The 24,537-nt window shown below is 69.1% G+C and carries 20 protein-coding genes and 2 pseudogenes; 3 read left to right on the top strand and 19 right to left on the bottom strand.

What is annotated here, in order from left to right; translation table 11 throughout:
• Nucleotides 1–9: 9 nt before the first annotated feature.
• The 4 genes from OG609_RS39590 to OG609_RS39575 all read right to left on the bottom strand — a co-directional run bounded on the left by OG609_RS39590 (nucleotide 10) and on the right by OG609_RS39575 (nucleotide 4,154).
• Entirely contained in the window at nucleotides 10–1,260 is a 1,251-nt protein-coding gene (locus OG609_RS39590) for a ketosynthase chain-length factor (protein ID WP_327277228.1), read from the bottom strand.
• The gene (locus OG609_RS39585) at nucleotides 1,257–2,525 is read right to left on the bottom strand and encodes a beta-ketoacyl-[acyl-carrier-protein] synthase family protein (RefSeq protein WP_327277227.1); all 1,269 of its coding nucleotides are present in this window, start codon (nucleotides 2,523–2,525) and stop codon (nucleotides 1,257–1,259) included. Before OG609_RS39585 ends, OG609_RS39590 begins: the two co-directional genes overlap by 4 nt.
• Nucleotides 2,522–2,956 carry a cupin domain-containing protein gene (locus tag OG609_RS39580; RefSeq protein ID WP_327277226.1) on the bottom strand — a complete coding sequence of 145 codons (435 nt, stop codon included), beginning with the start codon at nucleotides 2,954–2,956 and terminating at the stop codon, nucleotides 2,522–2,524. The genes OG609_RS39585 and OG609_RS39580 overlap by 4 nt, the downstream gene beginning before the upstream one ends.
• 76 nt (nucleotides 2,957–3,032) lie before the next feature.
• Nucleotides 3,033–4,154 (bottom strand): SchA/CurD-like domain-containing protein, encoded by a 1,122-nt coding sequence (locus OG609_RS39575; RefSeq protein ID WP_327277225.1) that lies wholly within the window; start codon nucleotides 4,152–4,154, stop codon nucleotides 3,033–3,035.
• Between the two features lie 267 nt (nucleotides 4,155–4,421).
• Here OG609_RS39575 and OG609_RS39570 point away from each other — a divergent pair, with 267 nt between their 5' ends.
• On the top strand, nucleotides 4,422–6,050 hold the full coding sequence (locus OG609_RS39570) for an FAD-dependent oxidoreductase (RefSeq protein WP_327277224.1): 1,629 nt from the start codon (nucleotides 4,422–4,424) through the stop codon (nucleotides 6,048–6,050).
• A gap of 30 nt (nucleotides 6,051–6,080) precedes the next feature.
• Here OG609_RS39570 and OG609_RS39565 read toward each other — a convergent pair whose 3' ends face one another.
• Entirely contained in the window at nucleotides 6,081–7,604 is a 1,524-nt protein-coding gene (locus tag OG609_RS39565; RefSeq protein WP_327277223.1) for an alpha/beta fold hydrolase, read from the bottom strand.
• Nucleotides 7,605–7,776: 172 nt separating this feature from the next.
• On the opposite strand from OG609_RS39565, the gene paaK reads away from it, so the two are divergent.
• Nucleotides 7,777–9,066: a phenylacetate--CoA ligase PaaK gene (paaK, locus tag OG609_RS39560; RefSeq protein WP_327277222.1), complete on the top strand. Its 1,290-nt coding sequence runs from the start codon at nucleotides 7,777–7,779 to the stop codon at nucleotides 9,064–9,066.
• Nucleotides 9,067–9,177: 111 nt separating this feature from the next.
• On the opposite strand, the gene OG609_RS39555 is transcribed toward paaK, so the two are convergent.
• From OG609_RS39555 to OG609_RS39545, 3 genes and pseudogenes are all read right to left on the bottom strand, one after another.
• Nucleotides 9,178–11,658: an ATP-dependent Clp protease ATP-binding subunit gene (locus OG609_RS39555; protein WP_327277221.1), complete on the bottom strand. Its 2,481-nt coding sequence runs from the start codon at nucleotides 11,656–11,658 to the stop codon at nucleotides 9,178–9,180.
• A gap of 133 nt (nucleotides 11,659–11,791) precedes the next feature.
• Nucleotides 11,792–13,300 (bottom strand): acyl-CoA synthetase, encoded by a 1,509-nt coding sequence (locus tag OG609_RS39550; RefSeq protein ID WP_327277220.1) that lies wholly within the window; start codon nucleotides 13,298–13,300, stop codon nucleotides 11,792–11,794.
• A 49-nt stretch (nucleotides 13,301–13,349) separates the two neighbouring features.
• Nucleotides 13,350–13,538, bottom strand: a pseudogene (locus OG609_RS39545) (hypothetical protein); the annotation flags it as partial.
• Nucleotides 13,539–13,579: 41 nt separating this feature from the next.
• On the opposite strand from OG609_RS39545, the pseudogene OG609_RS39540 reads away from it, so the two are divergent.
• Nucleotides 13,580–13,807, top strand: a pseudogene (locus tag OG609_RS39540) (penicillin acylase family protein); the annotation flags it as partial.
• A gap of 118 nt (nucleotides 13,808–13,925) precedes the next feature.
• On the opposite strand, the gene OG609_RS39535 reads toward OG609_RS39540, so the two are convergent.
• The 11 genes from OG609_RS39535 to OG609_RS39485 all read right to left on the bottom strand — a co-directional run bounded on the left by OG609_RS39535 (nucleotide 13,926) and on the right by OG609_RS39485 (nucleotide 24,519).
• Nucleotides 13,926–15,335 carry an MFS transporter gene (locus tag OG609_RS39535; RefSeq protein ID WP_327277219.1) on the bottom strand — a complete coding sequence of 470 codons (1,410 nt, stop codon included), beginning with the start codon at nucleotides 15,333–15,335 and terminating at the stop codon, nucleotides 13,926–13,928.
• 233 nt (nucleotides 15,336–15,568) lie between these two features.
• A complete protein-coding gene (locus OG609_RS39530; RefSeq protein ID WP_327277218.1) occupies nucleotides 15,569–16,579 on the bottom strand; it encodes a hypothetical protein in 1,011 nt (336 codons plus the stop codon).
• Nucleotides 16,580–16,610: 31 nt separating this feature from the next.
• Nucleotides 16,611–17,117 carry an MOSC domain-containing protein gene (locus OG609_RS39525; protein ID WP_327277217.1) on the bottom strand — a complete coding sequence of 169 codons (507 nt, stop codon included), beginning with the start codon at nucleotides 17,115–17,117 and terminating at the stop codon, nucleotides 16,611–16,613.
• Nucleotides 17,118–17,148: 31 nt separating this feature from the next.
• On the bottom strand, nucleotides 17,149–17,412 hold the full coding sequence (locus OG609_RS39520; protein ID WP_327277216.1) for an acyl carrier protein: 264 nt from the start codon (nucleotides 17,410–17,412) through the stop codon (nucleotides 17,149–17,151).
• Nucleotides 17,388–18,407 (bottom strand): NAD(P)H-dependent flavin oxidoreductase, encoded by a 1,020-nt coding sequence (locus OG609_RS39515; protein WP_327277215.1) that lies wholly within the window; start codon nucleotides 18,405–18,407, stop codon nucleotides 17,388–17,390. The genes OG609_RS39520 and OG609_RS39515 overlap by 25 nt, the downstream gene beginning before the upstream one ends.
• Nucleotides 18,404–19,267, bottom strand: a complete 864-nt coding sequence (locus OG609_RS39510) for an aminoacyl--tRNA ligase-related protein (RefSeq protein ID WP_327277214.1) — start codon at nucleotides 19,265–19,267, stop codon at nucleotides 18,404–18,406. Before OG609_RS39510 ends, OG609_RS39515 begins: the two co-directional genes overlap by 4 nt.
• Nucleotides 19,254–20,138, bottom strand: a complete 885-nt coding sequence (locus OG609_RS39505; protein WP_327277213.1) for a diiron oxygenase — start codon at nucleotides 20,136–20,138, stop codon at nucleotides 19,254–19,256. The genes OG609_RS39510 and OG609_RS39505 overlap by 14 nt, the downstream gene beginning before the upstream one ends.
• Before the next feature lie 17 nt (nucleotides 20,139–20,155).
• On the bottom strand, nucleotides 20,156–21,070 hold the full coding sequence (locus tag OG609_RS39500) for an inositol monophosphatase family protein (RefSeq protein WP_327277212.1): 915 nt from the start codon (nucleotides 21,068–21,070) through the stop codon (nucleotides 20,156–20,158).
• Entirely contained in the window at nucleotides 21,067–22,335 is a 1,269-nt protein-coding gene (locus OG609_RS39495; protein ID WP_327277211.1) for an aspartate aminotransferase family protein, read from the bottom strand. The genes OG609_RS39500 and OG609_RS39495 overlap by 4 nt, the downstream gene beginning before the upstream one ends.
• A 135-nt stretch (nucleotides 22,336–22,470) precedes the next feature.
• Nucleotides 22,471–23,016 carry a dioxygenase family protein gene (locus tag OG609_RS39490; RefSeq protein WP_327277210.1) on the bottom strand — a complete coding sequence of 182 codons (546 nt, stop codon included), beginning with the start codon at nucleotides 23,014–23,016 and terminating at the stop codon, nucleotides 22,471–22,473.
• Between the two features lie 501 nt (nucleotides 23,017–23,517).
• Nucleotides 23,518–24,519: a phosphotransferase family protein gene (locus OG609_RS39485; RefSeq protein WP_327277209.1), complete on the bottom strand. Its 1,002-nt coding sequence runs from the start codon at nucleotides 24,517–24,519 to the stop codon at nucleotides 23,518–23,520.
• Between the last annotated feature and the right edge of the window lie 18 nt (nucleotides 24,520–24,537).

Raw genomic sequence — 24,537 nt, 5'->3', positions numbered from 1 at the left:
TCTCCTTACTCACACTTGGATGTCGGTGGGGCGCCGGAGCACCATCGCCGCGTTCGAGCCCATGAGCCCGCGGCTGAGCACGAGCGCCGTCCGCAGTTCCGCGGGGCGCGCCTGGCCGGTGACCACATCGAGGTCGTGGCACACGTCGAAGACGTTCGGGGTGGGCGGTATCAGCGCGTTCTCCATGGAGAGCACGGCGGCGGCCGCATCCAACACCGGCGCACCGCAGTAGGCGCGCCCGATGCCGGTCTTGGGCGCCGTCACCGGTACCTGTCGGCCGTGCGCGCCGAGCGCGTCCGTGATCGCGAGCGCCTCGGCGCGGTCGGCCGCCGGTACGCCGAGGGCGTCCGCGAAGACGACGTCGATCTCGTCCGGCGAGCAGTCGGCCTCTCGCAGGGCGCCGATGATCGCCTGGGCGAGGCCCTCCCGGGACTCCTCCCACCGGGCCGCTCCGGTGAACGTGGCTGCGTGCCCGGCGACTTCGGCCCGGACACGGGCCCCGCGCCGACGGGCCGACTGCTCCTCCTCGACCACCAGCATGGCGCCGCCTTCGGCCGGCACGAAGCCGCAGGCGTCCGAGGTGAACGGCCGGTAGGCGCGGGCGGGGTCGTCACTGGTGCTCAGGTCCTCGTACCCGAGCTGGCAGACGACCGAGTAGGGAGCCAGCGGTGCCTCGGCCGCGCCGACCACCACCGCTTCGGTACCGCGGCGGATCGAACGGGCGGCATGCGCCAGCGCGTCCAGCCCGCCCGCTTCGTCGCTGGCCACGACCGCGCACGGCCCCTTGAAGCCGCCACGGATCGAGATCTGGCCGGTGCTGGCGGCGTAGAACCAGGCGATGGACTGGTACGGACCCACGTAGGTGGATCCCTGTCCCCACAGCCGTTGGAGTTCCCGCTGGCCGAACTCGCCGCCACCGGACCCGGCAGCGGTCACCACGCCGACGTCGAAGGGCGAATCCTCGTAGTCGGCGCGGCCCAGCCGGGCATCGTCCAGCGCGATGTCCGCGGCGGCCATCGCGAAGTGCGTGAACCGGTCGGTCTGGACGATGAAGCGCTCTTCGATCAGCTCCGCCGCCTCGAAGCCCCGCACCTCGCCCGCGACCCGCAGCGGAAGCTGCTCGCATCCCTCGCGGGTGACCCGGTCGAGAACGCTGATCCCTTCGTGCGTCCTCTTCCAGAAGGCCTCGGTGTTGGTGCCGTTGGGGGCGACGACACCGATACCGGTGACGACGGCGCGCCGCGCTTTACGGGTTTTCATGGTGTCCTCCCACCTGTTCTCGTCAGGGCCACCGCGGATTGGAAGCCGCCGAACCCGCTGCCGACCGAGAGGACGCTACGCAGCTTCAGGGGACGTGCGGTGCGCGGCACGTAGTCGAGGTCACACTCCGGGTCCGGGCTCTCGTAGTTCGCCGTCGGCGGCACCGTCTGGTGAACCAGGGCGAGTACGCAGGCGGCAATCTCTATGGCCCCGATCGCTCCCAGCGAGTGGCCGACCATGGACTTGATCGAGCTCATCGGTACGTCGTAGGCGTGCGCGCCCAGTGCCCGCTTCACGGCGGCCGTCTCGTGCCGGTCGTTCTGCTTGGTGCCCGAGCCGTGTGCGTTGACGTAGTCGATCTGCGAGCCGTCCATGCGGGCGTGGTCGAGGGCCCGGTTGATCGCCTCGGCCATCTCCAGCCCTTCGGGGGTAAGCCCGGTCATGTGGTAGGCATTGCCGAAGGTGGCGTAGCCCGCGATCTCGCAGTACACGGTCGCGCCGCGGGCCCGGGCGTGCTCCAGCTCCTCCAGCACGAGCACCGCTCCGCCCTCGCCCATGACGAAGCCGTCGCGACGGGAATCGAACGGCCGGGAGGCGTGTTCGGGGTCGTCGTTGTTCGCCGAGGTGGCCTTGATCGCGTCGAAGCACGCCACCGTGATCGGGGTGATCGGTGAGTCGGACGCCCCGGCGATGCAGACGTCGACGCGGCCCTCCTCGATGGAATGGAAGGCGTACCCGATCGCGTCGAGACCGGAGGTGCAGCCAGTGGAGACGGTCTGCACCGGGCCGTGCGCGCCGACCTGTTCGGCCACCGCCGAGGCGAGGGAGCTGGGTGAGAAGGCCCGCTCCAGATGCGGACCGGCCGGCCGGTGATCGACATCCCAGCGGGCGCCGCTGCCGCTGACGGCGACATAGTCGTGCTCCAGTCGGGTGGTGCCGCCGACCGCGGTGCCCAGCGACACACCCATCCGCCAGGGGTCCACCGTCTCCGGGTCGAGCCCCGCGTCACCGAGGGCCTCCCTGGCGGCAACCATCGCGAACTGGACGTACCGGTCCGACCTGGCGACCTGGTCCGCGTCCAGTCCGTGCGCTGCCGGGTCGAAGTCGCACTCGGCGGCGATGCGGGAGCGGAAGCCGGCCGGGTCGAAGAGCGTGATGCCCCGGGTGGCGGTGCGTCCGTTCGCGAGGAGGTCCCAGAAGGCCGGTGCGCCGATGCCGCCGGGGGCCACGACGCCGACACCGGTGACCCCCACGCGGCGCGTCATGAGGCGGCCTCCGTTCGTTCCGGCGGGGCGACGCCCCCGGCGGACTCCGTGTGCTCGGTGTCGACGTGGCCGAGTTCCGGGCGCGGGGCGAGGGGGCCGAGGTGGAAGACCATGCGTGCCTCGACGTCGCCCACGTTTCGGAATCGGTGGCGTACATGGGGAGGGATCAGCAGGCCCTGGTCGGGCCGCATCCGGTGCGGTTCACCGTCCAGATCCACCTCCAGGAGACCGTTCACGACGTACACGAACTCCTCGGAGTACGGGTGGTAGTGCTCGCCGATGCGGTCGCCGGGCTGAACGATGGCCAGCCCCATGAATCCGCTGGTGGCTCCCACCGCCGTCGGTGTGAGCATGGCGCGAAGGTCGCCTCCGCGCCTGCGGTTGGGCTGCGTCTCGCTGAGGTCCACGATGCGTGGCCGGTGCATGGTCATGACTGCTTTCCTCCTGGCGCATTGCGCGTTGTGATGACGGGTTGAGCGAGAACCCCCCAGGGTGCGGATGCGCGGTTCAGGACTCCATGGCCTGCCGATCTGTGATCAGGGTCATCTCGGACTCCGTCAGGAAGTGCGGGATCCCCTGCTCGGTCGTGGGCACGGCATTCGCGCCGCCGTCGAGGAGGCGTCCGAGCCTTGCCACCTTGCCGGGGCCGTCGATGCCGACGACCTGGGCCGGCTGCGCGTCGATCGGTCCGACCGCTTCGAGTAGGCGGACGACGACGTCGTCGCGTTGGAAGATGGTGCTGCTGTCGATGATGCTCGCCGGGTCGTCGGCCGCCTCCTCGTCATGGCCGGCGAGCAGCCGGGCGAGTGCCATGCCGCAGCCCTCCTTGGCCTGGTAGAAGAGTGCGTGCCGGCGGATGTCCTCGGTCTTGTGCCGGCCCGCGGTCACGTGGTGGACGGTCGGGAGCGCCGCTCGGGTGAAGAACATCCGGGCGGAGTCCGGGTCGCTGAGGTCCCGGTCCTGCTCCAGGTACGGGTTGATGGCTTCTTCGACGGCCCTGACCTCGGGCGCCCGGGCGACGTGCCGCAGGGCCGCGAGGAGGTCGCCCTCGACCTCGACCGCCCGTACGACACGGTTTCCGTGCATGAAGAGCGAAGTGCGGCGCAGTCGGGTTGCATCGTCGACACGAGCCTTCGGGGATTCGTAATCGGCCAGGATCTTCGCCACGATGTCCTCTGTGCCCGGCTTGACGGTGAAGGTGAGCGCGTGACGCACCACCCCGTCGCCCAGCCGGGGTGACGCCTGCAGGCGGCCCTTGGCCACCTCGGGCGCCAGCTCGAACGCCTTGCCGGTCTCCCGCAGGACGCTGAAGCGCAGCGATCGGGTGTCGCGTACGCAGCTGTGCAGTGGCTGGACCGTCGCGACGTGCTCCTCACTGTTCACCCAGGCGAGGAACGGCGGTGCGCTCTCCCACTCGCTGGTGATCAGCCACTGGGAGGGGTTCTCGATGGACTGGCACAGCTGGTCGCTGATGTGCCCGGGGACGGATGCCACCTGATTGCGCAGGTGCTCATACGCCTCCAGGAACTGCTTCTGGGCCCCGTCGTAGAGGTCCAGCAGCAGAACGACGCGAAGCCTGGAACCGTCGAAGGCGGACTGGGAGATCCGTTCCGAGAGGGTGGCGGTCATCTTTCGATCTCCTTCGAGACGGTTTCGTGGTCAGGCCGGATGGCATGCCGTCAACCGTCGGTTGGCGAGTGGATTCGGAGCGGGGACTCTCCCGGCGGATGTGATCGGTCCGCCCCCGTGACTGCGGGCATCGTCTCCGTGACCGATCGTGAAACGCTGGTCCGGGTGGCGCGAGATTTATGAACCGTTCAGGTGAGCGGCCGTCCGAACCGCTCCGACAAGGGCATTGAACAATGCAACCGAACGGCGTCCGAGCTGGAGCAACTGATGAATGAGAACGTCGACATTCGCGTACCGGTCCTCATCGTGGGCGGCTCCCTGGTGGGCCTGTCCACCTCACTTTTCCTCGGCCGGCTCGGCATCGAGCATCTGCTGGTCGAGAAGCACCGATCCACCTCGACACATCCTCGCGGACGCGGCAACAACGTGCGCACGATGGAAGTCTTCCGCACGGCCGGTGCCGAGCCGGGCATCCGGGAGGCGGCCTCGGTCCTCGCCGACAACCACGGCATTCTGCAAGCCGGCTCGCTCACCGGGGACGACCAGGAGTGGCTGTTCAAGGAGATCGACCCGGGTGGCGGACTCGCCCGTTTCAGCCCGGCCGGCTGGTGCCTGTGCAGCCAGAACGATCTGGAACCCGTGCTGGTGAAGCTGGCCCGTGAACAGGGCGGGGACCTGCGGTTCTCCACCGAGATGCAGAGCTTCGACCAGGACGGGTCGGGAGTGGACGCGGCACTCAAGAACCGGGAGACCGGAGAGCACATCAGTGTGCGTGCGGACTACCTCATCGCGGCCGACGGGCCGCGCAGCCCCATCCGTGAGCAGCTGCGCATCGACCGGACCGGGCCCGGTGATCTCTTCCACAACGTGAGCATCACGTTCCGCTCCCGGCAGCTCGCCGATGTAGTGGGTGACCGGCGCTTCATCGTCTGCTATCTGACCAACCCCGCTGCGGACGGCGCCCTGTTGCCGGTGGACAACGAGAAGGAGTGGGTGTTCCACGCGCCGTGGCAGCCCCAACTGGGCGAAACTCTTGAGGACTTCACCGACGAACGGTGTGCCGAGCACATCCGTGCGGCGGTCGGCGCTGCGGACATCGACATCGAGATCACCGGCAAGGCCCCGTGGCACGCCGCGGAGCGGGTCGCGGAGCGGTACGCGTCCGGCAGGGTCTTCCTCGCCGGGGACTCGGCCCATGAGATGTCCCCGACCGGGGCGTTCGGCTCCAACACCGGCATCCAGGACGCGCACAACCTGGCCTGGAAGCTCGCCGCGGTACTCAGGGGCGAGGCGGGCCCGGGTCTGCTGGACACATACGAGGCGGAGCGACTGCCGGTGGCGCAGGCGACGAGCGCGCGGGCCTCGGCGCGCTCCAGCGAGCACAGCCACCCGGGATACGCGGCGGCGCCGGGCGTGGGCGGTGGGAAGCAGGGCGGCATGCTCACCGTGGCACTGGGCTACCGCTATGTCCGCGGCGCCGTGCTGGGTGCCGATCCGCAGCAGGCCGTGGTGCCGCAGGGAATGCAGTTGAACGGTCAACCCGGCAGCCGTGCACCGCATCTGTGGGTCCGTCAGGCCGGTGATCGCAAGTCCACTCTGGATCTGTACGAGCGCACCCTCGTGCTGCTCACCGACGGTGCGGACGTGGCATGGCGGCGGGCGGCGGCGCGGGTCGCCGACCGTCTTTCGGTACGGCTCCAGGCGTACGGCATCGGCCCGGGCGCCGAACTGGAGCCGGAGAACGGGGCCGACTGGGCCGAGATCCACGGCACGACGCCCGAAGGCGCCGTGCTGGTGCGTCCCGACGGCTTCGTGGCCTGGCGGTCGACGGGCGCCGCGGAGGATGCCGAGAGCACCATCCACGAGGTCCTGACCTCCCTGCTGCACCGTTCCTGACCTCTCCTCCGTCGACGGCCCGTGACGGACTCAGGAGAGGCCGAACGCCCTTAGTTCCGCGAGGAATTCATCCGGTCGCTCGGTGTGGACGAGGTGTCCGGCGTCGATGGTGACGAACCGTCCGTCGGGTATCCGCCCCGCCATCCAGACCAGTCTCTCCTGGGCGATCTGGCTGGTGGGGCCGCCGCCTATGACGAGCGTCGGGGCGGCGATCTCACCGAGGCGTTCCCGTCCGGCGGGATCCGGTTCGTTCAGCTGGGCATCGGTCGACGGCACCACCGGCCAGTCGAAGTCCAGTTCTCCGTCGGGCCGTTCGGCGACACCGCGCGGCGGATCGAGCGGGAACGGCGGCGGCACCTCCTCCAGGACGAGCCGACCGATCAGCCCGGGTTCCCGCTCGGCGAGCAGATAGGCGGCAGCGGCGCCCATGGAGTGCCCGATCACGGTGGCTCCCGCCAGGTTGCGGGCCTCCAGGAAGGCGTGCAGATCGTCCCGGAACAGCTCGAGGGAGTAGCGGCCGGGCCAGTCGCTGAGTCCGTGGCCGCGGAAGTCGAAGGCGTACACCCGGTGTTCGGCCGCGAGGCGTTCGGCGATCGTGGTCCAGGTCCTGCTGTCGTCGCAGCGGCCGTGGGCGAGCACGACGGGCGGTGCCGACGGATCCCCCCACACCCGGTGGGCGAGCCGGGTGCCACCGGCGTGCACGCTGAGCACCTCCGGGTCGAGGAAGGCCTCCACCGTGCGGACGAAGGCGCCCGGGTCGTCCAGCCAGGGGAAGTGCGCGGCGCCCCGCTGCACGACGAACTCGGCGTTCGGGAAGAGTGCGACCAGTTCGGCGGCGCGGTCCGGAGTCGGCCCCGCGTCGTACTCCCCCGCGAGGACGAGAACCGGTGCGGTGACCGCCGTCAGCGCGGCGTTCGTGGTGGCCGGGTCGAAGACGCCGTCCTGGTAATAGAAGGGCGCGGCCGCGGAGTTGGTCTGTGCCGGCGCCGCCTCGGCATGGGTCCGGGCGGCCTCGTCCCAGCGTCCGTAGGCGAACGGCGCGACAACGGCACGGACCTGGCCGGAGGCGCGGCCCGCGAGGAAGTCGTCCAGGGCGGCCCGTGCGTCCGCGTACCACGGTTCGTCGCGCCGGAGTTCGCTCGCCTCGCGCCAGTCCTGGTCGGTGACATCGATGCCGACCGCCCGGGTGCCGGGGGTGACGAGCGTGAGCGTACGCAGCCGCTCGGGGTGCCTGGCGGCGTACAGCGCGGCCAGGTTGGCGGAGGCGGAGTGGGCGAGCAGGTCGATGCGTTCCTCGCCGAGATGTTCGCGCAGCGCCTCGACGTCGTCGACCAGCCGGTCGCAGCGGTACGTCGACGGGTCGTCCGGCACCGCGGAGTCCCCGGTCCCGCGCGGATCCGGCACCACGAGCCGGCGGCGGGCGGAGAGTCCGCCGAGGTCCCCCAGGTACGCACCGGCCCGCATCGGCCCGCCGGGCAAGCAGATCAGCGGTGTGCCCTTCCCCAGAAGGCGGTAGGCGAGTTCGGTCCCGTCGTATGCGTGGAAGATCGGCATGCCCGCCATCCAAACAGGGCCGCACGAGCGGCGCAGCCATGTTCGGTGTGAGCGAATCCGCGACGCGGATGAGCTGTGTCGCCCCTCTTGCCATGTGGCGGAACATCCTGAATTACTGCTACCGGAAGATCGACCGAATGATCGGTCGCCTGCACGGAAGAGGGAGATCCGGATGACGGCTCTGCTGGACGCGGCGGAACGACTGGGCCGCAACGAGCTGGAGGCTCTCCAGCTGGAGCGGTTGCGGGCCACGCTGCACCACGCGTACGAGAACGTCGGCCACTACCGGGCCGCGTTCGACAAGGCCGGGCTGCACCCGGACGACTGCCGTACGCTCGCCGATCTCGCCCGCTTCCCCTTCACGACCAAGGCGGACCTGCGGGACAACTACCCCTTCGGCATGTTCGCCGTCCCCGAGGACCGCGTACGGAGGATCCATGCCTCCAGCGGGACGACGGGCCGTCCCACCGTCGTCGGTTACACCCAGCGGGACCTGGACACCTGGGCGGACGTGGTCGCCCGCTCCATCCGGGCCGCCGGCGGCCGTCCTGGGCAGAAGGTCCATGTGGCGTACGGATACGGGCTGTTCACCGGCGGCCTGGGGGCGCACTACGGGGCGGAACGGCTCGGCTGTACGGTCATCCCCGCGTCCGGCGGCATGACGGCCCGCCAGGTCCAGCTGATCCAGGACTTCCGGCCCGAGATCATCATGGTGACGCCGTCGTACATGCTGACGCTCCTCGACGAGTTCGAGCGGCAGGGCGTCGATCCGCGGACGACCTCCCTGAAGGTCGGGATCTTCGGTGCCGAGCCGTGGACGGAGGAGATGCGGCGCGAGATCGAGGAGCGGTTCGCGATCGACGCGGTAGACATCTACGGTCTTTCGGAGGTGATGGGGCCCGGTGTCGCGCAGGAGTGCGTGGAGACCAAGGACGGGCTGCACATCTGGGAGGACCACTTCTATCCGGAGGTCGTCGATCCGTTCACCGGCGAGGTGCTGCCTCCGGGTGAGGAGGGCGAGCTGGTCTTCACCTCGCTCACCAAGGAGGCCATGCCGGTGATCCGCTATCGGACGAGGGACCTGACCCGGTTGCTGCCGGGCACGGCGCGTGTGTTCCGGCGGATGGAGAAGGTGACCGGGCGCAGCGACGATCTGGTGATCCTGCGCGGGGTGAATCTCTTCCCGACCCAGATCGAGGAGATTGTGCTGCGCACACCGGGGGTGGCGCCGCACTTCCAGCTGCGGCTGACCCGCGAGGGCCGCCTCGACGTACTGACCGTGCGGGCGGAGGCACGGGCCGAGGCCACACCGGAGCAGCGGATGGCAGCCGCGGAGTCGATCACGGCGGCCGTCAAGAACGGGATCGGGGTGTCGGTCGGGGTCGAGATCGTCGATCCCGGGACGCTGGAGAGGTCAGTCGGCAAGTTCAGGCGGATCGTGGACGAGCGCGGGGGGCGTTAGGCCTTCTCCTTCGGACCTTTCCGGGCTCGTGCGGCCGTTCGCTCCTGTCGTGATTGCACCCCGTGGCCCGGGAAGGCGGGCCCGGGCCCGGCGGGGGAACCGGAACCGGCGTCAGGAGCCTGCGGTTGCGGGCTTCTCAGCCTCCGAACCGGCGATGGTGCAGGCGAGCTGACCGTCCCGGGCATCGCAGACGACTGTGTCGCCGGGGTTGAGCGTCCCGTCGAGCAGCATGTTCGACAGCCGGTTGTCCAGCTCGGACTGAATCGTGCGGCGCAGCGGCCGGGCTCCGAACTCGGGCTGGTAGCCGAGGTTGGCCAGCAACTCCTTGGCCGTCTCGGTGACTTCCAGATCGATCTTCTGCGCGTGCAGTCTGCGGCGGCTGCGCTCCAGCAGCAGGTCAACGATCCGGATCAGGTCCTTCCGGGTCAGGGCGTGGAAGACGACGATTTCATCGATCCTGTTGAGGAATTCGGGCCGGAAATGGGCCCGCAGCTCCGCCATGAGGTCGTCCCTGATCTCGTCCACCGAGCCCGAGTGGTCCAGGATGTGCTTCGACGCGATGTTGCTGGTCATGATGATCACGGTGTTGCGGAAGTCGACCGTGCGGCCCTGAGCATCCGTGAGCCGCCCGTCGTCCATGACCTGGAGCAGCAGATTGAAGACGTCCGGGTGAGCCTTCTCCACCTCGTCGAAGAGCAGGACGCTGTAGGGCTTGCGGCGTACCGCCTCGGTGAGCTGTCCGGCCTCCTCGTAGCCCACGTATCCGGGCGGGGATCCGACGAGCCGGGAGACGGTGTGCTTCTCCTGGAACTCACTCATGTCGAAGCGGACCATCCGGTCCTCCTCGCCGAACAGCAACTCCGCGATTGCCTTTGCGAGTTCGGTCTTGCCGACGCCGGTGGGGCCGAGGAAGAGGAAGCTGCCGGTGGGACGGCCGGGGTCGCCCATGCCCGCCCGGCCACGACGCACGGCCTGGGCCACGGCGGTGACCGCCTCGTCCTGGCCGATCACGCGCTTGTGGAGCGCCTCTTCGAGCTTCAGCAGCCGCTCACGCTCGGTCTCGGTGAGCTGTGAGACGGGGATACCGGTGCGCCTGGACAGCACTTCGGCAATGTCCTCGGCGGTGACGTCGCCGACCTCGGCCCGTTCCCCGCCGAGATCGGCGAGTCGGCGCTCCGTCTCCTGAATGAGCGATTTGAGCTCGGCCGCGCGCTCGAAGTCCTCGTTACTGACCGCTTGGTCCTTCTCCCGGTTCAGCATGGTGAGCCGGTCCTTGAGGTCGGCGGCCTCGGTGTTGCCGCCCACACCGCGCAGCGCCACCCGTGCCCCCGCCTGGTCGATGAGGTCGATGGCCTTGTCGGGCAGGAAACGGTCGGTGACGTAGCGGTCGGACAGCACGGCTGCGGCGTCGATGGCCTCGTCGGTGATGCGCACCTGGTGATGCGCCTCGTACGAGTCGCGCAGCCCACGCAGGATCTCGACTGTCTCGTCCACGGTCGGCTCGCGCACCATCACGGGCTGGAAGCGGCGTTCGAGGGCGGCGTCCTTCTCTATGTTCTTGCGGTACTCGTCGATGGTGGTCGCGCCGACGAGACTGAGATCTCCGCGGGCCAGCGCGGGCTTGAGAATGTTCCCGGCGTCCATGGCGCCTTCGCCTCCGCTCCCGGCGCCGACCACGGTGTGCAGCTCGTCGATGAACAGGATGATGTTCTTCTCCGCAGCGGTGACCTCGTCGATCACCTTCTTGAGCCGCTCCTCGAATTCGCCGCGGTACTTGGATCCTGCGACGAGTCCGGCCATGTCGAGTGAGACGACCCGCCTGTCCTGCAGGGTCTTGGGCACGTCACCGGAGACGATCCGCTGTGCCAGCCCTTCCACGATGGCGGTCTTCCCGACGCCGGGATCGCCGATGAGCACGGGATTGTTCTTGGACCGGCGGGAGAGGATCTCCACGGTCTGCTCGATCTCGTCGGCCCGGCCGACCACAGGATCGAGCCGCCCGCTGCGGGCCTCCTCGGTCAGGTCACGCCCGTAGTCGTCAAGGGTCGGGGTGCTGCTGTGACCGTCGGCCGCCGGCCGCCGGCCGCCGAAGCCCTCGCGCAACGTCTGCGGGGAAGTCCCCTCGGAACGCAGCATCTGCGCGGCACCGAAACTCGGGTCCTCCAGCAGCGCGCTGAGGATGTGCTCGGGGCCGATGTACGAAGCGCCGCTTGCCTGGGACCGAGCGTGAGCGGCCAGCAGGGCCCGTTTCGCGGCAGGGGTCAGGGCGGGCTCCCCGTTCCCGCTGCCCGAGGGCAGCACCTCCTGCAGGTCTGCGGCCAGCTTGTCCGGATCGACGTCGGCCTGTTCGAGCATGCGGCGGGCCGGCGCCACCTGGGTGGCGGCCCACAGCAGATGTTCGGTGTCCAGGTCGGATCCGTCCTCGGCGGCCCGGCCGCCGGCAGCCGCCAGCAGCTCGTGCGAGGAGTCGCTGAGGAGGCGGCCGATGGGCACGCGTTGCACGGCCGGCGGAGAGGCCGCCGGGCTCATGCCGAAGAAGCGGTTGAAGAGGTCAGAAAACGGGTCACCTGACCCGAAGGAGGAAGTCGTCACAGTGATCACCCGATCCGGCGCGGGCTGCCGCGGGCACCGCACGACCGCGCGCCCCCTGCTGTCGTCGTTCGCCCGAACACACCCAGTCTTCGCCACGACGGGCCATCATGCGACCGGAGGAAATCAGGCAGGCTCAGCGGCCCTGCGCGAACCGGTCGCGCAGCTCCCGCTTGAGGATCTTGCCGCTCGCATTGCGCGGCAGCTCCTCCACGAAGAGGACCTTCTTCGGGGCCTTGAAATGAGCGAGCCGCTCACGGGCGTGGTCGATAAGTTCGGACTCTGTCGCTCCGTCGCGCAGGACGACCACGGCGGTGACGGCCTCGATCCAGCGGTCGTCGGGCAGCCCGACAACCGCGACCTCGGCAACGGCGGGATGGGTGTAGAGGGCGTCCTCGACCTGACGGGAGGCGACGAGGACACCACCGGAATTGATGACGTCCTTCACCCGGTCGACGACCGTGAAGAAGCCCTCCGCATCACGCACGGCGAGGTCACCGGAGTGGAACCAGCCGTTGCGGAAGGCTTCCGCGGTCTCCTCGGGCTTGTCCCAGTAGCCCTCGCACAACTGGGGCGAGCGGTAGACCACTTCACCGGCCGTGCCGTCGGGGACCTCCTTGCCGTCCTTGTCCACCACCCGGGCCTCGACGAAGAGGACGGGCCTGCCGCAGGAGTCCATCCGGCCCTCGTGCTCGTCCGGTCCGAGGACGGTGGCGAGCGGGCCGATCTCGCTCTGTCCGAAGCAGTTGTAGAAGGCGAGCGCGGGCAGCCGGTCGCGGAGCCGTTCCAGTACGGGTACGGGCATGATCGACGCGCCGTAGTACGCCTTACGCAGCCCGCCGAGTTCGCGGGTGGTGAAGCCGGGGTGCTGGGAGAGGCCGATCCAGACGGTCGGCGGGGCGAAGACGCTGTCGGCCTGCCCCGTCTCGACGAGGTCGAAGATCCGGTTCACATCGGGTGCGTCAAGGATGATGTTCTCTGCACCGACCGCGAGGTAGGGCAGCAGGAACACATGCATCTGCGCGGAGTGGTAGAGCGGCAGTGAGTGGACCGGCCGGTCGGTGGCGCGCAGATCGAGCGCGCTGATCGCGCTGACGTACTCGTGGACGAGCGCGCCGTGGGTCATCATCGCGCCCTTGGGGAGTGCGGTGGTGCCCGAGGTGTAGAGCAGCTGGACGAGGTCTCCCGCGGCCGGTTCGCGCTCCGGGGTGAAGGGACGCGGGGTGGCGATGGCATCGAGGAGGGAGTCCGGCGCGTCGCGCAGCGCGCGTACGGAGAACGCGGCCGGAATCCGGTCGGTGAGGTCCGCGTCGGTGAGGACGAGCGCGCTGCCGGACTGGTCGAGGATGTACATGAGGTCGTCACCGGTGAGGTTCTGATTGACCGGCACATGGACCAGGCCCGCTCGGGCACAGGCGAGGTAGCCGATCAGATACGCGTCGGAGTTGTGCGCGTAAGAGGCAACCCGGTCGCCGGGGTGCAGCCCGTGCTCGCCGGTGAGGACCGCCGCCGCGGTACTGACCGCCGTGTCGAGTTCCGCGTAGCTCCAGGACCTCTCCGCGTACCGCAGGGCGGTGCTCGCGGGGGTTCGCCGGGCGCTGCGGGCCACGACGCCGTCGACTGTGCTGCTCCGTACACCTGTCATGGCGTGATCCTGTGCGGCCGGAACCCGGTGGTCAAGGGGTGGGATACCGGTCGGCGTAGTTCTTCGCCACGATGTGCGGGATGCCGTACTCGGTGTACCGGATCACGGCGGACAGCCCACCGCCCGACGGACGCTGTGTGCGCGAGCCGTCGGCCGCGGCGGGCGGCAGCGATGCCGACACGGTGAACAGCGCGAGACCGGATATCGCAAGAAGTCTGAGACGGTTACGGAGAGGCAACGGTCCTCCCAACTGTGCGTGCAGCAGGGTCGTGTGCGGACGTGTCGGCCGGGTCCAGTTACATCCAGGCGGTCGGCTGGGCCGGGTCCAGGTGCCCGGTGGCACGCACCCTTCTCACGTGCTCCCAGTCCTCCAACCCGAATTCGCCGTACTGCAGCGACCAGACCGAGCTGTGCTCGGGTGAGCGGTGGGTGACGTCCCGATTCTGCGAGAAGGGCATTCTGCGCTCGCCCGCGCTGTGGGTGGTACGGGTGCACGAACGACGGTAGTCCGTGAGACGCGATCGGTCCTTGTCCGCCCGCGGGGCGGTCAGGGGCCGATCGCGAGCGGCACCATATGGGCGGCGCCGGGGCCGAGTTGGAGCTGTCCGGAGGAGAGGCGGTTCACTCACGCGCTGCGGGCGCGAGTGGCGAGCAGGGTCGCCAGGACGCAAGGCGCGAGCAGCAGCCCGAAGGCGGCGCGGTAGCCGAAGAATTCGGTCGAGCCGGCGCCAGCACAGGCGTTGAACAAGGCGGAGGAGACGCCCAGAACCGTTATCTGGCCCAGGTTCTGACTGGTCTGCATCGCGCTGCTTGCATAACCCTGCCGGCCGGACGGGGCGTGGGAGAGCGACAGCACGGTGAGCGAAGGAGCGAGCAGACCCATGCCGACGGCTGCGACGACCATCGCCGATGCGGCGAGGGACGCGGACATCGCGGGAAGCGTCCCCACGGCGGCAACCACGACCGCCGTCGCCAGCACCAGCTCACCGGCCACGACCAGGCGGTGCCGGGGGACGCGCTCCAGCAGGCGGCTCTGTATCCAGGAGGAGGCGGCCCAGGCCACGGCAGCCCCCGTGAAGGCCAGGCCCGTCACCACGGGGGCCACGTCCCGGCCGGTGACCAGCATCAGCGGCACGAGCGCCTCCAGCGTGAAGAACACTCCTGAACTCAGTCCGCGCAGCAGCACCGTGGCCGGCAGGCCGCGCACGGCACACCAAGTGCCCGGCGGCAGCAGCCGCGGCGTGAACACCACCAGCAGGGCGAGCCCTCCCACCGCGAAGAGCAGGTGGCGCAGGTCCCAGCCAGAGGCGCCGTACTGCCCCAGCGCCGCGCCCACGCTCACTGCTGTAGCGACCATCAGCGCAGGGCGCGGCGGTCTGTCTCCCGACTCCGCGGGCGCGGCCGGCCGGGAGCGGCCGCGCAGCACGGCCACCACGGCCAGCGCCGGCAGCACGGCCACCACGGCCAGCGCCGGCAGCACGGTCAGGGCGGCCAGGCCGTAGAACACCGCGCGCCAGGACCACCATTCGGAAACCAGGCCGGCCAGCGGGGGGCCGACCAGCGACGGAATGATCCAGCAGGCACTCATCAACGCCAGGGCACGCGACCGAAGCCGGTCGGGGTAGGCCTGGCCGATGGCGGCATTGATCGACACGGCGACCATCCCGCCCGCCAATCCGTCCAGGAAGCGCCCGGCCGCCAGTTGCCAGATCGAGGTGCTGGCGGCCGAGACGAGCAGGGTGACCACGGCCAGCACCATGCCCGCCGCCAGCGGACGTTGCGCCCCGGCACGGTCCGCCCAATGACCGCCCAGTACCCCGCCCAGCAGACTCGCCGCCACGAAGCATCCCGCCACCAACGGGAAGAGCGACACCCCGTCCAGGTCCCGTGCGGCCGTCGGCAGTGTGGGGACCACGGCCAGCGCGGCGAGCCCGGTCAGGAACATCACCGCGGCGAAACCGGAGGTGGCGGCCGCGTACGTTCTGGAGAACAGTCCCTCGGCGGTTTCGGAATGCGCCGACGGACGATCGGCCATCGCCGCAGGCGAGCCACTCGATGAACGCTTGTGGGAATCGGTCACGAGCGCACAAGGTATGTGGAGCGCACGAGGACATGCCACTCGTTTTCGGGCTGCCGCCCCGGGCACAGACCGACGACGCAGCAGGGCCCTCAACCTTATGAGGCGGCATCCGGCCGACAGGCCCGCGGCCTCTGTTTCGCCGAGCCGGCGCGTACAGCGTTGCCCCGCGGTTCGGAACGGACCACAGGTTACGCAGAGGCGTAAGGAGCGGCGGAGCCCAGGATGTCGAGGCTGTCCAGAGGGCGGTCCTGATGGGTGACCAACGTGGTCAGGGCGTCGGCCCAAAGGGCGACGAGCAGGTTCAGGCGGGGCTGTCGCACCAGGTTTCGTGGTGCCTTGGCCCGCAGTCGGTATCGCCCTTCGGCGCCGCTCAGCGAGCAGTGGACCGCGTCTGCGACCAGGTAGGTCCACGACTGGAGGAGCCAGCCGTCCGGTACCGCGGGCGGACCCGAGCCGTCGAACACGAACGCCGGGCGGGGCCGCGTGGGGCAGCCGTGGGGGTGGCGGTGCTCCTGGTGCCGGCGGGCCAGGACCTCGGCCACCGTGACGGACGGGCCGAGATCGAGTGAGTCCGCGACGAGACACGGCCGTGACCAGGCCGCGGTGCTGTCCGCCCCGGCGCAGCCGTTGTCGATGAGAACCGCGAGGCCGGCGCTCGGGCGCATGTCCGGGGCACGAAGCATGACATGCAGGGCGAGGTGGGCGGCTGCGGCGGGCGAGCGGACGACCGCGTGCCTGAAGAGCTCGGACGGGAGACGGTACGCAGCCGACACCGCGGGCTCAGGGGGCGGAATGCAGGGAATCAGGGCGTTGCTGTCGTCCACCCCGGCAGGAGGTGTCGGCGAGGTGTGCCGGAGTGGTTCCTGTGGGCCACCCGGCAGCCTTCGGGCGATGTCGGCCCACAGGCGGGTGATCGCCGCCGAGCCGGCCGTGTCGACGCTGCCGGCGATGCGCAGCTCCGGGCCGTCCCAGGACACGCCGACCTCGGCTCGCAGGCCGCTTGCCGCCAGTCCCCAGTCTCCGGAGGTGGTGCGGTACCACTGGGCCGTTGTCGACGTGCCTGGAGATGTGGGTGGGGCGTGCACGGCTCCCAGGGCTTCTCGCACCGCTTTGCGCAGGTCGGCGGGTCCTGCGGCGGGTATGTGTACCCGGGCCTCCAAGGATCGGGGGTTTCCGGGAGGTGTGCCGGTGTCGGTCATGGGCGGTGCTCCTCGGTGTGAGGCGGTCGTCTCATCGGTGTCGGACAGTGATGTCGCTGCCATGGCCCACCGGGTCCCCGACGTGGATCGGGCCGCCGTGGACGATTTCGGCGCGCAGACCCCCTCGGTGGAGGAGACCGCGCACGAGGCCGGGCCGGGTCAGCTGTTCGAGACGGACACAGGGTTCGCTCAGCCGAAGCCCACGGAGCGTGGCCCTGCCGACTTGAAACTCGGTTCCCACCAGCGGGTTGAGGCGTATGCCTTGGCATACGACGTTGCGCCTGCACTGCGCGGGGGACAGCTCGATGCCGGTGTCCTGGGCAAGTGCTTCCAGGGCTTCGAGCTCGATCAGGGTGATGTCGCAGACGCCGGTCGCACGGCCGGTACCCCGTTGCCCGGGACGCGGCCCGGCCCCTGCCCAGTAGTTGCGGTCGCCCTCCAGGCCGCGTCCCGCGACGGCGCGGGCCAGCGTGACAACAAACGTGGGGGCACCGGCGGCAGGAGCCAGATGCATGGAGACGACCCGTCCGTGCTCCACGATGTGACCTCCTTCTGAGAGACCTGACGTACTACGAAGTGTGTTTCGGCACGCTCGGAGCCGACGGGGACAGGAAGTTGTCGTGTATCGCCTGAAGCGAACGGAAGCGGTCCACGTCCAGTTCTTCCAAGGGGAGCTCGCGGCCGACGAGGTCTTCCAGCAGCAGGATGAACTCCATGAAACCGAGGGAGTCGATGATGCGGTTCTCGATCAGGTCGAGATCGGCCGGGATCACCCCGGCCTCCGGGTTCCTGGCCCGCAGCCAGTCGGTCACCGGTTTGAGCGCGTCTTCCATGGCTCACCTTCCGTGGATGTGTCGCGGGACTGGCCGGCCGCCTCGTAGGTGCGGCGGAACTGGTCGACAAGGACGGCGGCCGGGTGCTGTCCGGCGACCCTGGAACAGGATCGGCCGCAGTACATGGCCATCTCCTCGATACGGCCCACCGTTGCGGCCACCGGGACGGCCGCGCTGTAGCGGGGGACGGGCAGCCGTCTGCCCCCCGCCCCGGTCGTCGCGATGAAAGTCGCAGGGTGCCGGGGCGCCTGCCCCGTCAGGGAGTTCCGCAGTACGCGGTGCGGCCGGGCGGGCCAGCCGATGTCGAATCGTGTGGTGACGACGGTGTCGTCCGCCGACGCGTCGACCACACGCTGTTTGTAGTAGGGATGGGCGGCGGACTCCACCGTGGGGATGAAGAGAGTTCCGGCCATGGCCCCGTCCGCGCCCTGCACCAGAACCCGCACCAGATCAGTACCGGTCGCGACGCCGCCCGACACCGCCAGCACGGCGTCGGGGTACCGGGCGCGTGCCTCGTGCAGCAAGCGCGCCGCGGGCAGTTCACCGAGAAGGTGCCCGCCTGCCTCGGTGCCTTGGAGGACAAGGACCCCAGCTCCCAGCCGGAGGGCCGCGTCCGCGTCGTGGAGCGTGCCGACCTGGATCACCAGAACACGGCCCGACCGTACGACGTCGTGCGCCGCGTCGGCGTCCGGTAGTCCGAAGCTGGTGACGAAGGCATGCCCGGGCAACTGGTCCAGGGCAGCGCGGAGCTGGGCCCGGCAGAGGGCGGGGCCGGTCACCTCGGGGATGACGTTCACGCCGAAGGGGCGGGAGGTCGAGGCGGCGACGGCTCGTACCAGTTCACGTACCCGTTCCGGAGGCTCCTTGTAGAGCGCCAGGGCGCCTCCCGCCCCGGCCCGGGAGACCGCGGCGCACAGTTCGGGCCCCGCGATGCCTCCCATACCAGCCTGAAGCAACGGGAGGTCGAGGCCGAGGGCGAACTGAAGCCGGTTCATTCCGCTTCGCCGGCCTTCCGTACGGCCACGGCCGCGGCGCGCAGGTCACCATCGAAGCGTTCATTCAGTACGTGCACCCAGCGTTCCAGCCCGAACGCCACACAGCCGGTGAACGCGGGCTTGTCCGCGTAGGCGATGGAGCGGCGTTCCCCGAAGAAGTTGCGGTGGTTGTTCATCGAGGCCACGGCGGTGCCGTCGGTGTGCACGTATTCGTCCTTGACCGGCGCGAGCAGCTGCATGACGGTGCGGGCGCCCTCCTTCTCGAAGAAGGGATCGGTCGCCGGCTGCCGGGAGAGGTTGAGGCCCAGGTCGGCGGCGAAGGCGGCGAGCCGCACATGGTGGTGTTCGAGGTGGTCGCGGACCTGCTCGGCGGAGCCGATACAGATGATCTCCCGCATGGTGAAGCCCCAGAGCCTGCGCAGTCCGTCGTAGTGGTCTTCGTGACGGAAACACTGGGCGACCGTACTCACCCGCAGGGGGGTTTCCGTCGTGGTTCCGGAGAAGTGCAGAAGGCAGCCGTAGCAGGCGGCGGAGGGCAACAGGTGTTCGGCGTCCGCAAGGTTCCGCGCGGGCACGGGACCATCGGCGGCACCGCGGCTGTAAAAGTCGAGTCGGTCGGGCCGGATGCGGGAGACGGGGCTGCCCAGGTGCGGGAAGTTGCGGAAGTAGTCGAGAGTGCGGAGGTCGTCGGCGTTGAGCAGGGGCGGGAACGTCATCCGCGTGGCTCCCGCCCGGATCCCCCAGTCCGTGAACACGTCGTCCAGGACGTGCAGCAGTACGGTCGCGGGCTCTCCGAAAGAAGCGAGACCGTCGCGCACGGTCCACGGGCCGGTGCGGGCCGCGGGGTCAGTACCCGGCATCGAGTACTCCGATCCGGGTGAGGAAGTCCGTGGTCTTGCGCAGCACCCGGGCATGGGCGGCCTGCCGGGCGGGGTGGGCGAGCAGTCGCTGTCGGAGCGCGTATCCGTCCGCGATGCCCGCGTCGCGGTAGACCGCGGGGTTGTAGAACGACTCCATGCTCGTGGTGATGTAACGGCCGACGTAGGCACTGGTCTCGCGCCGGGTCCGTTCGTCGATGCCGGCCGCCAGGAGCTGGTCCCAGAGGAGCTGCACCAGTCGTCGCCCGAAGGCGATGTGGCGGGATTCGTCCTGGTGGTGGAGGCGGTTGATGTGGCGGATGGTCGTGTGCAGCCGTTCGTCGGCCGCGAGTCGGACGTTGTAGTGGTCGACTATCTGCTCGAAGACCAGAATGCGGATGAACACCAGGAAGTTCTCGATCGCCGCGTCCCGTGGAGTTTCAGGCAGTTTCAGCTTCTTGTCGGGGTAGATCTTGTCGGCGTACTTGAGGCAGAACGTGGCGAAGAACCACATGTGGTCGTTCTCCTCGCCGATGAAGTGGTGGAAGAACTCCGAGGGTGCCTCGAATCCGGGGGTGTGGATCCGCCGCATGACCTCGATGAGCAGCTCCCTGATGCCGTGCACGTTCAGGCTGTAGAAGTGGACGCTCTCCCAGCGGCTCAGGGCGTGCAGTTGCTCCGGGGTCAGGGTCTGCATCGTTTCGGTGCCGTGGACCGTCAGCAGTTCCGGGGACATCCAGAAGTCGTCGGTGGGGATCGCCTTGGGCCAGTCGAAGGTGGTGTACGGGTTGTAGTAGTCCGCGGTCGCTTTGTCGGAGAGCCGTTCCAGGAGCGCGCGGAACTCGGCGGTGTCGTCGGGAACGGGTGGGCGCACGTCGTGTTCCTGTCGGGTCAGGCCCTCCACCGGATCCCCTCCAGCAGCGCCTTGTGGAGTTCGGGATTGGAGGCGGCCACGCAGGACCGCTGGTTGTCGACGCCCAGGTCGGTCAGCGCGGTGTTCCCGAGCGGCTCGCCGTAGCCGTCGGTGATGACGGCGCCGGCCTTCTCGGCGAGAAAGACCGCAGCGGCGATGTCGTAGGGGAACAGATGGAGCACGCGTCCGTTGCCGACCCGCTCGAACTCGGGGAGGAGCCCGGGGTCGTCGCGCAGCAGCCGGTTGCCGATGTCGACGTACGCGTCGAGCTGGCCGGTGAGCAGCCGGGAGATGGAGTACGTGGCGCTGTTGAAGACGAACACGCCACCGGTGTTCGCGGATCGGTCGATGAGGTGGCCGTAGGCGTCGGTCATCAGATGCGCGGGATGACCGTTGAATTCGAGGGACCAGAACATCCGGGAGAGGTCGGTGGTCGTGGTCAGGGACGGTACGGGGCGGTCGTAGCCGTGGGCGGTCACCGCGTCCGCGCCGCGCTCCCCGTAGAGGTAGGCCCCTGTCCTCATCTCCATCAGCAGTGCGTGTTCCACATCCGCGATGCGGGGGCGGTCGGACATCCGGGCCACGGCCACGGAAACAGTGGCCGATTCGAGTCCCGCGACGGCGGGCCTGGTGCCGTCGATGGGGTCCACGACGAGCAGGAACTCGGGTGCGGCGCCGTGGAATTGCAGTCCACGGTCCTCGGAGTAGACGGCGACCGGTAAGCCGCCGTCGACGACGTGCTTCCAGACGGCGGCCTCCGCCACGTCGTCGAGGCCGAACTGCGCGTCGCCACCGGGTGAATGGCCTCGCACGAGCCGGCTGTCGAGCCGGTTCTGCGCGGCCAGTACCTCGTCGCGCACCGATGCGGCGAGCTGTACGACGTAGTCCTTCATGCTGTCTCCGTGGTGAAGAGTGCGTCGAGCCGGTCGCAGAGCAGGTCGGCTTCGGCTCGGGTGATGACGAGCGGCGGCCGGATCTTGATGACGTTGCCCCGGCCGTAGCGTGAGGTCCGCAGGATCAGGCCGTGTTCCATCCCACGTCGCGCCAGGGCCTGTGCCCGGTCGCTGTGGGGGCGGCCGTCCTCGTCACCGATCTCGATGCCGATCATCAGACCGAGGCCGCGCACGTCCACGATGGACGGGTGGGCCGTGGCGAGCCCCCGCAGCCGGTCCATGATGTGTGCACCCACCGCTCGTACGTTCTCCAGGAAGCCGGGGCGGCCGATGATGTCGAGGGTCGTCGCTGCGGCTGCCGCCGCCAGGATGTTGCCGCCGTAGGTGAAGGAGTGGTGGTCGCTGCTGAGCCCGGACATCCGCTCGTCGGCGATGATGGCGGCGACCTGCGCGCCGGAGCCGCCCAATCCCTTGCCGGTGGTCAGGATGTCGGGGCGCACGCCGTAGTGCTCGGCTGCGAACATTCGGCCGACCCGGCCGATGCCTGTCTGTATCTCGTCGAAGATCAGCGCGATGCCCCGCTCGTCGCAGAGGGTGCGCAGCGCGGCGAGATATCCGTCGGGCGGCACTATGTTCCCGCCGCTGCCCGAGATCGGTTCCACGACGACACAGGCGACGCTGCCCGAACTGGCGTGGTCGAGGAAGTCGTTGACTCGCTCGACACAGAGCAGTCCACAGCTGTCGGGGGTCTGCCGGTAGAAGCAGCGCAGGCAGTAGGGGTCGGGGACCTGGATCACGCCGGGCATCAGATGCGGGAAGGGTGCCTTGCGGAAGGACTCACCCGACATGGTGGTCGTCATCATGGTCTGGCCGTGATGGCTGCGGAAGAGGGTGATGACATCGCGCCGCCCGGTGCTGATCTGGGCCATCTTGACCGCGCCCTCGTTGGCGGTGGACCCGCCCGAAACCTTGAGGTGCACCTTGGTGAGGTTCTCGGGACTGACTTCGACCAGGCGTCGTACCAGGTCGTTGACCGGCTTGGTCTGGAAGGTCGACGTCGCGTGCACCAGCCGTTCGACCTGGTCGCGCATCGCCTTGACCACTTCGGGGTGACTGTAGCCGAGGCTGAGATTGAAGGTGCCGGACGCGCAGTCGATGTATTGATTCCCGTCCGCGTCGTACAGATAGATCCCTTCACCGTGATCCATCAGGTAGTCGCTGACCGGGTAGTAGATCAATTCTTGGGCGTGCGTCAAGTCGACCATGTGTCTCCTGCTGCTCACGACGTGGAAATTCGACGTGCCCGGCAAGTGCCCTTTGACGGGGGCCGCTCCATCCGTACGGAACAGCCCCCCGCGAATCACGGTTTCCCATGCGGAGAGAATCCGGGTGCCGAAATTTCAGATGTCCAGCACGAAGGTGAACGCGGCATCCCAGCCGTCCACGGTCCGACGGACATCCATCAGACACTCCGGCCGGAAATACTTGTCCAGGTGATTGCGCCGTTCGTCCGGGAAGTACAGCATCGTGGTCAGTACCTCACCGCCAGGGGGCTGCACCTTGACGTGCACGTGGCGCGTGCGGCCCGGGTACACGGCGGGCAGCACCGTCTCCAGCCGCCAGTTCCCGTCGCTGTCGGCGAACAGGTGACCCCTGAGCCGAAACCCCTCCTCGTCGTAGACGCCCTCGTCCCCGACCTGCCAGAAGTCGAGGAGTGCGCCACCGACGGGCTTGCCTTCGGGGGTGACGATGCTGCCGTGGAGCAGCAGGGGCGTGCCGCCCTCCACATCGCCTCTGAAGTCCGGCTTGTGCGGGGTGTCGGGCTTGTAGAACGGCCCTTCCTTCTGCTCCGGGGTGGGCGGGGTTCCATTGCATCTGACCGTTGGCGTCAGCGTCAGCTTCCCGTCGCCGGCTTCCGGAATCCCTTCCCCGGAAGGGGGGCGCAAGACGCTTTCCGGCCTCGTGTTGTCCACTGCGAAATTCTCCCTTGTTCAAGGATCTTTCGACTCACGGAAGCATAACGGCCCGACTTTGCACTGACCAGAACGTATCAGCCTGTTAAGGAGTGCTTATTGGCCAAGAGCACCGGGAATCCGTCTTCTGATCTTCACGTTCCCGACCGCGGAATTACCGAAGGCATTGGAGTAAGGCATTTTCACCGTACGGAAAGTGACGGTGTGGCAGAGGGTTATGAGGAGTGGGACGGAAGAGACGGACGGGCACGCGCGAGGAGGGGTATGTGAAGGGAATGGGCGGAGACTGAAGGCTGGGCTCGACGCCTTCGGGCTGTCCGTGACTCCTGCCCCGGATCGCGGCATCCGGGGCGGTGGACGGCGGAGCCTCGTACGTCTGCCTTCGGTGCCCCGTCGCGCTGCCCGCCTGCCTGGTGGTGCGCGAGCTCCGGCGCCGTGGCCGGGGCGGTACGGCGAAGAACCGCACCATGGAGCTCAGCCGGTACGGTCCGCCGCCGGCCCCGGTTCGTCCGCCAAGTGGTGGAGCAGCACCGTCCGTGCCCCGGCGAAACAGTCGGCGTCGGGCGGCGCGGTGAGGATGTCCGCCAGGGTGAACAGATCCAAGGTCCGGCTGAGTTCACGCCAGTCGCTCGGCAGAAGACCACCCGCGTGCCGGTAGCCGGACACGAACCCGTCCACGAAGGAGGGCGGATACAGATGGGCGAAGCGCAGCATATTGCCGATGTCGTAGAGGGGCGAGCCACTGAACGCTTGTTCCCAGTCCAGCACGGCCGTCACGCCCCATCGGCCACGCTCCCGTGAGACCAGCACGTTCTTGGGGTTGAAATCGCAGTGGACCAGTCGGCTGTGCCCGCTCACGTCGGCGACCCGGTGCGCGGTCCGCGCGGCGAGCCCGCGCAACGCGTCGGCCTCGCCGGACGTCAAGGCGTTGCCGTCGCCGGTGGTGGCCAGGCATCGCTCGACGAAACCGGGCAGGTCAGCCGCCTCGTCGCCCGCCTCGGCCGGCACGAGGGTGGCGTCGTGGAAGGGGCCCGGCCTGGGCAGCCGTACCGCGGCGATCCGGGCGAGGACCCCGCCCACCGCGCCGCCGAGCTCGGCCGCTTCGGCTGCGGTCGGCTCGTCGGCGAGCGCCTGTCCGAGGGGAATGCCGTCGGCGAACCGGTAGACCAGCGTGGGCCTGCCTGTAGCGTTCCCGTACGGATCGGACGCGACGACGTCGACCACCGGAACGGTCGGCGCCGTCCGCTCCAGTACGGCCGACTCCACGGCGCAGGTGTTGCGGTGCATCCGGGTCCCGCTGGGTCGGTAGCGACGCAGAACGTACCGCTCCCCCTGTCGCGTCGTCACCAGACGCATGTCATTGGTGAACCCGCCGGGCAACGGGCTCACCTCCGACAGGCTCAGGCCGGGCAACGCTCGTTCCATCAGCCACGCACGGGTCGCGGTGTCGAGGCCGGCATGGTCACCGATCGTCATGACGGCCACCCTTCCCGT

Origin of the sequence: Streptomyces sp. NBC_01224 (assembly GCF_036002945.1) — a bacterium.
In the GTDB taxonomy this organism is placed as follows: Bacteria; Actinomycetota; Actinomycetes; order Streptomycetales; family Streptomycetaceae; genus Streptomyces.
This window is presented reverse-complemented; position numbering and strand designations above follow the sequence as displayed.